The organism is Mycobacterium sp. IS-1556 (assembly GCF_001499985.1).
Taxonomy (GTDB): domain Bacteria; phylum Actinomycetota; class Actinomycetes; order Mycobacteriales; family Mycobacteriaceae; genus Mycobacterium.
In genome coordinates this window covers 1-14,462 of record NZ_LQIM01000039.1, presented here as the reverse complement: position 1 = coordinate 14,462, position 14,462 = coordinate 1, and the positions used below count along the sequence as shown (strand labels likewise).

At 66.0% G+C, this 14,462-nt stretch carries 1 protein-coding gene; it reads left to right on the top strand.

Annotation, left to right across the window (positions count from 1 at the left end; translation table 11 throughout):
* Nucleotides 1–37 precede the first annotated feature (37 nt).
* Nucleotides 38–14,462, top strand: a 14,425-nt coding sequence (locus tag AU187_RS20105; RefSeq protein WP_156442391.1) for a non-ribosomal peptide synthetase, incomplete at its 3' end; no start/stop codon positions are given.

Genomic DNA, 14,462 nt, shown 5'->3' with positions numbered 1-14,462 from the left:
GCATAGACCTGTTTCTGCTTAGTGGGGAGGCACTTGGATGGGGATGGCTGATCGCGTACATCCGCTGACGCGCGGACAGCTGGATATATGGCTCGCCACGGAGGCGAGCGGCCTCGGCGCGAAGTGGCACATTGGTTTTCTTGTGCGAATCGAAGGTTCGCTAGACCCGGATTTGCTTGGGTCGGCGATCCGTCAAGTCGTTTCTGAGGCGGAACCACTCAGAGCTGTCTTCTTCGAGGCGGATGGCCAGGTCTTCCAAAAGACCGTGGATTGTCCCGATGTCGAGCTTGCCCGCTATGACCTTTCGGGCTCGCAGGATCCTGAACAGGGCGCCTATCGGATAGCCTCCTCGATCCAAAGCAACGTCATGCCGCTTACTGGACCGCTGTTCAAATTTGCGTTGATACAGACACGGGAGGACGAATTCTATTGGTTTGTCTGCTGCCACCATATAGTGGCAGACGGAATCGGTGTCGCTCTGGTTTGTCACCGGGTCGAGGAAATCTATAATGCAGTTTCTTCGGGTACTTCGATACCACCCGCTTTCTTCGGATCGCTGCCTGATCTGGTTGATTCCGAGTTGGAATACGAAGCATCCACCGATTATCTCGACGATCAAGCCTATTGGACTAGAAATCTCCCGCTGGAAACTGCACCGCCTTATCAGTTGACGCGCACCGGGGGCGGCGGCACTGACCCCGACGGATTTCCTGAACCGATTCAATTGGATCCTTCGGTCGTCGCCGAGGCTCACAAAATGGCGCGTGCGTTGCGTGTGCGTCGAGCCTCCGTGATCACTGCGGCGTGCGCGCTGCTGGTGCGTGAATACCATGCCGACGGTCCCGAGGTGGTGCTCGATTTTCCGGTGAGCAGGCGTGTGAGTCCACGAGTGCAGGCTGTGCCCGGAATGGTTACCGGCTTTGTGCCGCTCGTGTTGAGACCTTCGCCGGAGTTTGCCGTCGCTGATTTTTGTAGGCACGTCGACACGCGAATGAGAGAAGCGCTGCAACATCAGCGGTTCCCGGTGCAAGTTCTTGAGAACAAGGCGGGCCTCCGCGGTTGGGGGCAGGTGTCAAATCGTGTCGTTGTCAATTTCATTCCCACCACGCATATTGGACATTTTGGTGATGCTGCGGCGTCGGGAACCTTGACACATGCTGCGCTGGGAGATCAGTTCGGGCTCGTCTTTTTCAGGGACGATGATCGGCTCTTTCTCAGCACGCCGGGCACGGCGCATTCGTTTGCTGATTGTGATCTCCGCAGCTTGGCACAGCAGTTAGAGCGGTTATTGGCCGCGATGGCCGCCGATCCCGAGCGGTCATTGTCGTCGGTGGGGCTGCTCGATGAACTCGACTGTGCCCGATTGGACGGCCTCGCTAATCGGGCGGCGCTAGCCACCGCTCCCGTTGTGTCCCTGTCGGTTCCGGCGTTGTTCGCCGCACAAGTGGCCCGCGCCCCGGAAGCGGTGGCGCTGGTATGTGAAGGCCGGTCGATGACGTACCGGGAACTCGATGACACCGCCGACCGGTTGGCCTCGTTGTTGGCAGGTCACGGGGTGGGCCCCGGACAGTATGTGGCGCTTCTGTTTTCGCGCTCGGCCGAAGCGGTCGTCGCCATGTTGGCGGTGCTCAAAACGGGGGCGGCCTATCTGCCCGTCGACCCGGCGGTGCCGACGACGCGGATCGAGTTCTTGCTGGCCGATGCCGCACCGGTGGCGGTGATCACCACCGCTGAGCTGCGTCCCAGGCTAGATGAGCACAAGCTGCTGGTGATCGATATCGATGACCCCGTGGTCGGTACCCAACCCCGCACAGCGTTACCGGCGCCGAGCCCTGATGACGTCGCTTACCTCATCTACACCTCGGGCACCACCGGGGTGCCCAAGGGAGTGGCGGTCGCCCACCGAAACGTGACCCAGCTGTTGGCGTCGTTGGGTGCCGGCCTGCCGGCGCCGGGGGTGTGGTCGCATTGTCATTCACTGGCTTTCGATGTCTCGGTGTGGGAGATCTTCGGTGCGCTGTTGCGCGGCGGGCGACTGGTGGTGGTGCCCGAAGGGGTGGCGCGCTCGCCGGAAGACCTGCACGAAATGTTGGTCTCGGAAGAGGTCAGCGTGCTTACCCAGACACCGTCGGCGGTGAGGATGTTGTCGCCGCAGGGGCTGGAATCGGCGTTGGTAGTGGCCGGTGAGGCGTGTCCGCCCGAGGTGGTGGACCGGTGGGCGCCCGGACGGGTGATGGTCAACGCGTACGGTCCGACTGAGACCACGATGTGTGTGGCGATCAGCGCGCCGTTGACACCCGGGCCGGGCTTTGTGCCGATCGGGTTGCCGGTGTCAGGGGCGGCGTTGTTTGTGCTCGATGGGTGGTTGCGCCCGGTGCCGGTCGGTGTGGTCGGGGAGTTGTATGTGGCCGGTGCCGGAGTTGGCGTCGGGTATGTGCGCCGGGCGGGACTGACCGCGACGCGATTTGTCGCTTGCCCGTTCGGTGGCGCGGGAGTGCCGGGAATACGGATGTACCGCACGGGGGATCTGGTGTGCTGGCGCGCCGATGGGCAACTGGACTATCTAGGGCGCGTCGACGAGCAGGTCAAGATCCGCGGCTACCGCATCGAAATCGGCGAAGTTCAGGCCGCATTGAGCGCGCTCCACGAGGTGGATCAGGCGGCGGTGATCGCCCGCGAAGACCGACCGGGCGACAAGCGCCTGGTCGGCTATGTCACCGGCGACGCCGACCCGAGCGAGATACGCGCCCAACTGACGCAGCGCCTCCCCGCCTATATGGTGCCCTCGGCCGTGGTGGTGTTGGAAGCGCTGCCGTTGACGGTCAACGGCAAACTCGACACCCGCGCCCTACCGCCGCCCGAATACACCATCGGTGACTACCGCGCTCCGGACAATGCGGTCGAAGAGATCCTGGCCGGCATCTACGCACAGGTGCTCGGACTGGGACGCGTCGGCGTCGACGAGTCGTTCTTCGAGCTGGGCGGCGACAGCATTTCGGCGATGCAGGTGGCTGCGCGGGCGCGTGCCGCGGGCCTGATGTGTCGGCCGCATGATGTTTTCGTCGAGCAGACCGTGGCCCGGCTGGCCCGAGTCGCCGCGGTGACAGACGGTGATGGCGGCTTGGTGGACGAGGGCGTCGGGCCGGTAGTGGCCACGCCGATCATGCGGTGGCTGCGCGACGTGGACGGCCCCGTGGAGCAGTTCAACCAGACGGTGGTGGTGCAGGCTCCAGCCGAGGCTACTGAGCTCGACGCGGTAATCCTGTTGCAAGCCTTGCTGGACCGTCATGGCATGTTGCGGCTGCGAGCCGATGACGACGGCGCGGGTGGCTGGTCGTTGACGGTGCCAGAGCCCGGTTCGGTGGATGCCCGTGAGTGTCTGCAAGCGGTGGAGCTGTTATCCGATGCGGCGGTGGTGGAGGCGAGGTCACGGCTGAACCCGGCCGCCGGAGTGATGCTGCGCGCGCTCTGGATCGCCTCGACCGGCCAGTTGGTGCTCATCGTTCATCATTTGGCCGTCGATGCGGTGTCGTGGTGGATTTTGTTGGAGGACTTGAACATCGCCTGGGCGCAGCATCGCACCGGTCAACCGGTGGCAGTACCGGCCGGCGGGACGTCCTTCGCCCGGTGGGCGGAGCTGTTGGCGGAGCACGCGCATAGCCCTCACGTGGTGGAACAGGCCGACGCCTGGAAGCAGGTGGCGGCGGCACACACCGCGCTGCCCGCGGTACGTCCTGCGGTGGACACGTATGCCAACGCCGGTCGGTTGTCGGTGTCGTTGGATGTGGAGACCACCGGCATGCTCTTGGGTGAGGTGCCTGCGGCGTTTCACGCCGGAGTGCACGACATCTTGTTGATTGCGTTCGCGTTGGCGGCGGCGGAGTTCTTGGGTAACGGCACCGCGCCGCTCAGTATCGACGTCGAGGGCCATGGCCGCCACGAGGAGCTTTCCTCGGCTATGGATCTGTCGCGCACCGTGGGGTGGTTCACCACCAAATACCCGGTGTCGTTGAGGGTGGGCGGGCTGCGGTGGGCGCAAGTGATGTCCGGTGCACCGGCACTGGCGGCCGTCATCAAGGACGCCAAAGAACAGCTGCGGGCCCTACCGCACCCCTTGAGCTACGGTCTGCTGCGCTATCTGAACACCGAAGTCGACCTCGATGGGTCCGACCCGGCGATCGGGTTCAACTATCTCGGGCGCCTGGGCGCGACGGCCGACGTCTCGGGTGATGGTTGGCGGATCGGCAAGGAAGGCTTGTCGTTGACCGGCGCCGCCGCGGCGGTGCCCATGCCGCTTGCGCACACTGTGGAGCTCAACGCCGGCACCGTCGACACCGACACTGGCCCTCGCCTTCACGCCGACTGGGCCTGGGCGCCCTCGACGCTTGATCGCCCGCAGATCACCCGGCTCAGCCAGCTGTGGTTTGACGCCCTGGCCGGCATTTGCGCGCATGTGCGATCCGGTGGAGGCGGGTTGACGCCGTCGGATATTGCGCCTGCTCGCCTCAGCCAGGACCAGCTCGACGAACTGCAACGGCAATACCGGATCGCCGACGTGCTGCCGCTGACCCCCCTGCAGCAGGGGCTTCTCTTTCACGCGAGCAGTGCGCAGGGCCCCGGCGAATCGAGTGAACTGTATGCGGTCCAGCTGGAGTTCACGGTGGCCGGCCGGCTCGACCCCGACCGTCTGCGGGACGCGGTGCATACGGTGGTCGATCGGCACCCGCACCTGGCGGCCCGATTCTGCGAGCGGTTCGAGGAACCGGTGCAGATCATCCCGGCTGACCCAGCGGTGGAGTGGCGGTATGTAGATCTCAGCGTCGAGACCGCCGGCATCGACGTCGACGCAGATGAGCTGATCCAACGGCTGTGCGTGGCCGAACGCGCCGCGGTATGTGACCTCGCCAACCAGGCACCCTTCAGAGCCGCATTGATCCGCACGGCACAAGACCGGCACCGGTTCGTACTGACGAATCACCACATCGTGCTGGACGGCTGGTCGATGCCGATCCTGCTCCGCGAAATATTCGCCAGCTATTACGGGCAGCGACTGCCCGGAGCCCGGTCGTATCGGACGTTTCTCACCTGGCTGGCCGATCGAGACCTCGACGCCGCTCGCGCGGCTTGGCGCGAGGTACTCGCCGACTTCGACACTCCCACACTGGTCGGTCCGCAGGATCGGTTAGGGGCAGGACGGCGAGGTGTTGAGTCGTTCCGGGTCCCGGAGCAGGCCACGCGCGCCATCAACGGGTTTGCGCGCTCATGTCATACCACCGTCAGCACCGTGTTGCAGGGTGCTTGGGCGCTGGTGCTGACCTCGCTGACGGGTCAGCACGATGTCACCTTCGGCACCCCGCGGTCACGGGTGGGCCAGGTGGAGGTCGGCGACGCGGAATCGATGGTCGGCCTGTTGATCAACACGGTGCCGGTGCGGGCCAACATCACAGCGGTAACGACCACCGCAGATCTGCTGGACCAGCTGCAAAACGACCATAACGACACGCTCGAGCACCAGCACCTGGCGCTGAGCGAGATTCATCGCGTCACCGGCCACGAAAGACTCTTCGACACGCTCTTCGTATACGAGAACTACCCCATCGAAACCAACGTGCCGTTGGGCGTCGACGAGTTGGCCATCACCGAGTTCACCAACCGCGAATACAACCACTACCCGCTGACCGTAGAAGCTCTGCCAGGCCGCGAGCTCGACCTGCACGTCGAGTACGACGCCGACGTCTTCGACACCGCCACCATCAAGGCAGTCATCGAGCGGTTGCGCCGCGTTTTGCTGGCGATGACCGCCGATCCCACACGGCGTCTGTCGTCGGTGGATCTCCTGGACCGTGGTGAGCGCGAGCTCGTGCTGTCGCGGTGGTCTGGCGCTGGGGTGGCGGCGCCGGTCGGGGTGGCGCCTCAGCTGTTAGCCGCGGCGGTGGCGGCCGACCCCGACGCGGTGGCGATTGTGGACGGTACGCGCACGCTGTCGTATCGCGAGCTCGATCGGTGGTCGACTCGGCTGGCGAGGGTGCTGATCGAGGCGGGCGCCGGTCCGGAGCGTGCGGTGGGCGTGGCAATGGATCGATGCGTGGAATTGGTCGTGGCCTGGTGGGCCGTGGTCAAGGCCGGTGGGGTGTATGCCCCGGTGGATCCATCGCATCCGGTCGAGCGGATTGCCACGGTGCTGGACGCGGCCGATGCGGTGTGCGTATTGACTTGCGGTGCCGACGATCTCGCCGCAGGCGGGGAGCGCCCGGTGATGCGCATCGACGGGTTGGATGTGTCGGCGCGCTCCGCGGATCCGATTACCGACGCCGACCGGTTGGCGGCGCTGGAGGTCAACAACACCGCATACGTGATCTTCACGTCGGGGTCCACCGGGGCCCCCAAGGGGGTGGCCGTCGGCCACGCCGGTCTGCTGGGTTGGGCTGCGGCCCAGCGCGAGCTGTTCGGCCTGAGCGCAGATGCCCGGGTGCTGATGGTTGCTTCGCCGACCTTTGACGCGTCGATCGGCGAGTTGTTGCTGGCGGTGGAATCGCGGGCCGCGCTGGTGGTGGCGCCGCCGGGGGTGTACGCCGGGGAGGCGCTGACCGCGTTGCTGCAGGACAAGCAGGTCGGCGCGGCCATATTGACCCCGACGGTGCTGTCGTCGCTGGATCGCGCGCGGCTGGACGGGCTGGACACACTGGTCGCCGTCGGAGAGGCCTGCCTGGAGGAGTTGGTGACGGCCTGGGCGCCGGGCCGGCGGATGTTCAACGGCTACGGTCCGACCGAGACCACGATCTGGGTCACCTGCGCGAGCCTGTCCGAGGGGCAGCCGATTCACATCGGCGCCCCGATCCCTGGGGTGTGCGCGCTGGTGCTCGACGCCTGGCTGAACCCTGCCCCGACTGGGGTTGTCGGTGAGCTGTATCTGTCCGGGCCGGCCCTGGCGCACGGCTATGTGGGCCGAGTTGAGTTGACCGCGGAACGGTTCGTCGCCAACCCCTACGGTGACGCCGGAACTCGCATGTACCGCACCGGCGACCTGGTGCGCTGGACCCCGGACGGCACCCTGGACTATCTGGGCCGCGCCGACACCCAGATCAAGCTGCGTGGACAGCGCATCGAGCTAGGCGAAATCGAGAACACGCTGCTGGCCTGCCCGCAGGTCACCCAGGCCGCCGCCACGGTGCAACACAGCAATACCGGCGCCCATCTCGTCGCCTACGTCACCCTCGAGCACAGCACTACCGGCGATCACGACGCCGAAATCGTCGAAGAGTGGCAACACCTGTATGACGACCTCTACGGCGCTGAGACACAGCGCTCGGAGTTCGGCATGGATTTTCGGGGCTGGAACAGCAGCTACACCGATGATCCGATTCCTCTTGAGGAGATGCAGGAGTGGCGTTCGGCCACCGTGGACCGGATCGTCGCCCTGCAGCCACGGCGAGTGCTGGAGATCGGCGTGGGTTCGGGGCTGTTGTTGTCGCAGATCGCCCCGCAATGTGAGCAGTACGTCGGCACTGACATGTCGGCGGTGGTCATCGACGAACTGGCCCGCACGCTGGAGAAGTTGCAGATCCCGTGGCGCGACCGGGTCGAGTTGATGGTCCGGCCCGCCCACGTCACCGAGGGCTTGCCGCAGGGCTACTTCGACACCATCATTCTCAACTCGGTCGTCCAGTATTTCCCCAATGCGGGGTATCTGGCGGAGGTCATCGACAACGCCATGGATCTGCTGGCACCCGGCGGAGCACTGTTCATCGGCGACATCCGTAACCACAGCCTGCAGAGTGCTTTCCAGACCGGTATCGCACTGGTCCGCAGTGCGGCGACCGACGCCGCCGAGATCCGCCAACGGGTACACCGCGCCATGCTCGGCGAACCCGAATTGCTGTTGGCCCCAGACTTTTTCACCACCTGGGCCGCGGAGCATCCGGCGGTGGCCGGACTCGATATCCAAGTCAAACGCGGATGGGCCGATAACGAGCTGAGCCGCTATCGCTACGAAGTCGTCGTCCACAAAAGCCCGACACGGGTGCGCTCACTGGCCGCCGCACCCACCTGGGCGTGGATCGAATTCTCACGCCTGCGTGACCTACAAGATCGGTTCGTATCCCAACGTCCCGCCGTTGTCCGCGTCACCGAGATCCCCCGCACCGGACTGATCAGCGACGTGGACATCGAGCGCGGTCTGGCCGCCGGGCTGTCTGTGCCAGACGCACTCGCCCAAGCCACCGCCCCCGCCGATTCCGCTGTCCCCGAAGAGTTGCATCGCCTCGGTGAAGCCAACGGATACCACGTTGCCGTCACCTGGGGCGCCCGACCCGGCACGGTTGATGCCGTCTTCATCACCGCTACCGACTCCCACCGGCAGCACGACACAGCACTCGCCGACCTCTACCTACCAACCGCCGGGGACCACCGACGCGGCACCTATGCCAATGACCCGCATACCAATACGAAAATCAACGCGGTCCGTCAGCGATTGAGCGCCTGGTTGCCCGAGTACATGGTGCCGACGCACATTGTGGTGCTCGAGGAATTTCCGTTGACCTCATCGGGCAAGCTCGACCGTAGGGCGCTGCCGGCCCCCGAGTACCAGGATGCCGATCGTTATCGCGCTCCGGTCGGCGCGGTCGAGGAGATCCTGGCAGGCGTTTACGCCCGAATACTCGGGCTGGACCGGGTCGGTGTGGATGAGTCGTTTTTCGACCTGGGTGGGGATTCGCTGTCGGCGATGCGCCTGATCGCGGCGATCAACAACTCGCTGGACGCAGATATTTCAGTGCGCACCGTTTTCGAGGCGCCCACGGTTGCCCAGTTGGCGCCACGCATCGGTGGCGATGCGGATCGGCTGGAGCCGTTGGTGGCAGGACAGCGGCCACCGGTGCTTCCGTTGTCGTTCGCCCAGAGCCGGCTGTGGTTCCTGGAGCAATTGCAGGGGCCCTCGCCGATCTACAACATCGCGCTGGCGTTGCAACTGCGGGGGCGGCTTGACGCCGACGCGCTGGGTGCGGCGCTGGCCGACGTGGTCGGCCGCCATGAAAGCCTGCGCACATTGGTTGTCGCTCGCGACGGCATACCCCAGCAAGTGGTTATTCCCATTGAGCAGGCCGACTTCGGTTGGGACATCATCGACGCCGGCGAGTGGCCGGCACACCGGCTCGAGGATGCCATCCGGACCGCGGCGCGCTATACGTTCGACCTGGCACACCAGATCCCGCTACAAGCACGGCTGTTCCGCATCGGCGATGTCGAACACGTGCTGGTGGCAGCGGTGCACCATATCGCCGCCGACGGTTGGTCGATCACCCCGTTGGCCCGTGATCTGGGCATGGCCTACGCCAGCCGGTGCGCGGGGCAAGTCCCGAGTTGGAGCGACTTGCGGGTGCAGTATGCCGATTACACGCTGTGGCAGCGCGCGCAGCTAGGTGAGCTCGACGACAGCGAAAGCCCCATCGCCGCCCAGCTGGCTCATTGGGAAGATGCCCTCGCCGGGTTGCCCGAACGCCTCGAACTGCCCACCGATCGGCCCTATCCACCGGTCGCTGACTACCGTGGCGCCCGGGTGGCGGTGAACTGGCCGGCCGAGTTGCAGCAACAGGTTCGTCGGGTGGCCCGCGAGCACAACGCGACCAGCTTCATGGTGGTCCAAGCCGCTCTTGCCGCGTTGCTGTCCAAGATCGGCGCCAGTAGCGAAGTGGCAGTGGGGTTCCCGATCGCCGGGCGCCGCGACCCCGCGCTCGATGAACTGGTCGGGTTCTTCGTCAACGTTTTGGTGCTGCGGGTTGATCTGGCCGGGGATCCCAGTTTTGCCGACTTGCTCGGCCAGGTGCGGCGGCGCAGCCTTGCCGCCTACGAGCATCAGGATGTGCCGTTTGAGGTGCTGGTGGAGCGGCTCAACCCGGCCCGAAGCTTGACCCATCACCCATTGGTGCAGGTGTTGTTGGGTTGGGAGAACTTTCCCTGGCAGGAGCGAAACACCGCAGCGTTGGCCCTGGGTGATCTCCACGTCACCCCGATGCCGATCGACACCCAGACGGCGCGCATGGATTTGTCGATCTCCCTGGCCGAACAGTGGAGCGAATCCGGTGCGCCCGCCGGAATCGGCGGCACGGTGGAGTTCCGCACCGACGTGTTCGACGCGGCCAGCATCGAGACGCTCCTCGAGCGCTGGAGGCGAGTCTTGGTGGCTGTCACCGCCGACCCGACGCGACAGTTGTCGTCGGTGGATCTACTGCATGCCACTGAGCTTGCCCAGCTGGATGGGTGGGGCAATCGGGCGGTGTTGACGCTGCCGTTGACGGGCTCGTCGGTTCCGGAGTTGTTCGCCGCGCAGGTGGCTCGCACTCCGCAGGCGGTGGCGCTGAGCTGCGGCGAGCGTTCGTGGAGTTACCGCGACCTTGACGAGGCGGCGAACAGGTTGGCGCATCTGCTCGCCGGCCAGGGTGCACGCCCGGGACAGTGTGTGGCGCTGATGTTTTCGCGTTCGGCCGAGGCGATCGTGTCGATCTTGGCGGTGCTCAAGACCGGAGCGGCCTATCTGCCGATCGACCCGGCGCTGCCCGCAAGCCGGATCGGCTTCATGGTTACTGATGCCGCACCCATCGCCGCTGTCACCACCACCGAGCTGGCCGAGCGGCTAGCCGAGTTCGGCGTCGTCGTTATCGACGTCAACGACACCCGGATTGGCGCCTACCCGGCTACGGGGTTGCCGGGGCCGGCACCAGATGACCTGGCCCATATCGTCTACACCTCCGGCACCACCGGCGTTCCCAAGGGTGTAGCGGTCACCCACCAGAACGTGACCCAGCTTTTCGACTCACTGGATACCGGCCTGGAACTGGCCCCCGGGCAGGTGTGGACCCAGTGTCACTCGTACGCCTTCGACTTCTCGGTGTGGGAGATCTGGGCTGCGCTGTTGCATGGTGGACGCCTGGTAGTGGTGCCCGAGTCGGTGGCTCGCTCGCCGGAAGCCTTCCACGCCTTGCTGGTTGGGCAGAAGGTGAGCGTGCTGACGCAGACGCCGTCTGCCGTGGGAGCGCTATCACCTGAGCGGTTGGAGTCGACGGCGTTGGTGATCGGCGCAGAGCCGTGCCCGGCCCAGCTGGTCGACCGGTGGGCGCCGGGGCGCGTGATGCTCAACGTCTACGGCCCCACAGAGACCACGATGTGGGCATCGAAGAGTGCGCCGTTGACGGCGGGCGCGGGGGCGCCGCCGATCGGCTCGCCGGTGACGTGGGCGGCGTTTTTCGTGTTGGACGCCTGGCTGCGGCCGGTGCCGGCCGGTGTCGTAGGCGAGTTGTATCTGGCCGGCGCCGGAGTGGGGGTCGGGTATTGGCGACGGGCCGGGTTGACCGCGTCGCGGTTTGTCGCCTGCCCATTCGGCGCGCCGGCACAACGGATGTATCGCACCGGGGATGTGGTGCGCTGGCGCGCCGACGGGCAGCTCGACTATCTGGGCCGCGCCGATGAGCAGGTGAAGATCCGCGGCTATCGCATCGAACTCGGCGAAATCCAGACGGCGCTCGCCGCGCTGGAGGGGGTGCAGCAGGCGGCTGTGATCGCCCGCGAGGACCGCCCGGGCGACAAACGCCTGGTTGGCTATATCACCGGCACCGCCGACCCGACCGAAGCCCGCAGCGTGCTGGCCGAGCGGCTGCCCGCCTACATGGTTCCGGCCGCAGTCGTAGCGCTGGAGAGCCTTCCGTTGACCCCCAACGGCAAACTCGACACCCGCGCTCTGCCGGCGCCGGAGTACACCGCCGGCCAGTACCGGGCCCCGGCCAACCCGACCGAGGAGATTCTGGTCGGCATCTACGCCCAAGTGCTGGGGCTCGAGCGGGTCGGCGTCGACGACTCCTTCTTTGACCTTGGTGGTGACAGCATCTCGGCGATGCGCCTGATCGCGGCGATCAATTCCGCACTCGATGCTGATCTTTCAGTGCGGACGCTGTTTGAGGCGCCGACGGTTGCTCGGGTGGCGCCGCGGATCGGTGAGGGTACCGGTCAGCTGGAGCCGTTGGTCGCCGCTGAGCAGCGGCCGGCGGTGGTTCCGTTGTCGTTCGCCCAGAGCCGGTTGTGGTTCCTGGAGCAATTGCAGGGCCCGTCACCGGTTTACAACATGCCGGCGGCGTTGCGGCTGCGGGGGCAGCTTGATGCGGAGGCGTTGAGTGCGGCGCTGGCGGATGTGGTGGCCCGCCATGAAAGCCTGCGCACACTGTTTGTCGCGGTCGACGGGGTCCCGCAGCAGGTCGTGTTGCCCGCCGAGCGGGCCGACTTCGGTTGGGACGTCATCGATGCCACCGGCTGGCCACCGCACCGGCTGGCGGAGGCGATCGAGGAGGCGGTGCGCTACACGTTTGACCTAGGCCACCAGATTCCGTTGCGGGCACAGCTTTTCCGCCTCGCCGAGGATGAGCACGTGCTGGTGGCGGTGGTGCACCATATCGCCGCCGATGGCTGGTCGTTGACCCCGTTGGTGCGCGATCTGGGCGTGTCCTATGCCAGCCGGTGTGCGGGACACGCCCCGGATTGGGCGCCGCTGACGGTGCAGTACGCCGATTACACGCTGTGGCAGCGCGCGCAGCTAGGGGAGCTCGACGACAGCGACAGTCCCATCGCAGCGCAGCTGGCGTACTGGGAGGAAGCCCTCGCCGGGTTGCCCGAACGCCTCGACCTGCCCACCGATCGGCCTTATCCGGCGGTGGCTGATCAGCACGGCGCCACGGTGGCCGTCGACTGGCCGGCCGAGCTACAGCAACAGGTCGCCCGAGCGGCCCGTGAGCACAACGCGACCAGTTTCATGGTGGTACAAGCGGCGCTGGCGGTGCTGCTGGCGAAGGTGAGCGCCACTTCTGATGTGGCGGTGGGCTTTCCGATCGCCGGGCGGCGCGATCCTGCGCTCGATGATTTGGTCGGGTTTTTCGTCAACACCTTGGTGCTGCGGGTTGATCTCGCTGGTGATCCCACGGTGGCTGAGTTGTTGGAGGGGGTTCGGGCGCGCAGTTTGGAGGCCTTCGAGCATCAGGATGTGCCCTTCGAGGTGTTGGTCGAGCGGCTCAACCCGACCCGTAGCCTGTCCCATCACCCGGTGGTGCAGGTGCTGTTGGGTTGGCAGAACTTCACGGGTCAAGACGGTGATGCCACTGGGCTGGCTTTGGGTGGTCTGCAGGTGACACCGCTGCCCATCGATACCCAGACGGCGCGTATGGATTTGACGTTTTCCCTGGGGGAGCGGTGGAGCGAATCCGGTGCGCCGGCCGGGATCGGCGGCACGGTGGAGTTCCGCACCGATGTGTTCGATGCGGCCAGCATCGAGGCGCTCCTCGAGCGGTTGTGGCGGGTGTTGGTGGCGATTACCGCTGCGCCGCCCGCGCGGGTGTCGTCGGTCGATCTGCTCGACGAGCCCGAGCACGCCCGGCTGGATGGGTGGGGTAATCGGGCGGTGTTGACGCTGCCGGTGACCGGTTCGTCGGTTCCGGAGTTGTTCGCCGCGCAGGTGGCGCGCACCCCGCAGGCACCGGCGCTGACCTACAACGGCCGATCGATGACGTATCGCGAGCTTGACGAGGCGGCCAACCGACTGGCGCATCTGCTCACCGCTCGGGGTGCGAGCCCGGGACGATTTGTGGCACTGATGTTTTCGCGGTCGGCTGAGGCGATCGTGTCGATCTTGGCGGTGCTCAAGACCGGGGCGGCTTATCTGCCGATCGACCCGGCGCTGCCCGCGAGCCGGATCGGCTTCATGGTTGCTGATGCCGCACCCATCGCCGCTGTCACCACCACCGAGCTGGCCGACCGGCTAGAGGAGTTTGATCTTCCGGTGATCGATGTCGCCGACCCCCGGGTTCAGACGTATCCGCGCACGGCGTTGCGGACGCCGACCCCCGACGACATCGCCTACCTCATCTACACCTCGGGCACCACCGGAGTGCCGAAAGGCGTTGCGGTCACTCACCGCAATGTCACCCGGCTGTTCGATGGCCTAGATGTCGGTGTGGCGCTGGCGCCACGGCAGGTGTGGACGCAGTGTCATTCGTTGGCCTTTGACTACTCGGTGTGGGAGATCTGGGCTGCGCTGTTGCATGGGGGGCGGCTGGTGGTGGTGCCCGATGAGGTGGCCCGCTCGCCGGAGGACTTCCAGGGCGTGCTGGCCTCAGAGAAAGTGAGCGTGTTGAGCCAGACCCCGTCTGCGGTGGGGAGGCTCTCCCCGCAGGCGTTGGAGTCGGCGGCGTTGGTGGTGGCCGCTGAGCCGTGTCCGGCTGAGGTGGTGGAGCGCTGGGCGCCGGGGCGGGTGATGGTCAACGGCTACGGCCCGACCGAGACCACGGTGTATGCGGCGATCAGCGCGCCCTTGGTTCCTGGGTCGGGGGTTGTGCCGATCGGTTCGCCGGTGCCCGGCGCGGCGTTGTTTGTGCTCGATGGCTGGTTGCGGCCGGTGCCGGCGGGGGTGGTCGGGGAGTTGTATGTGGCCG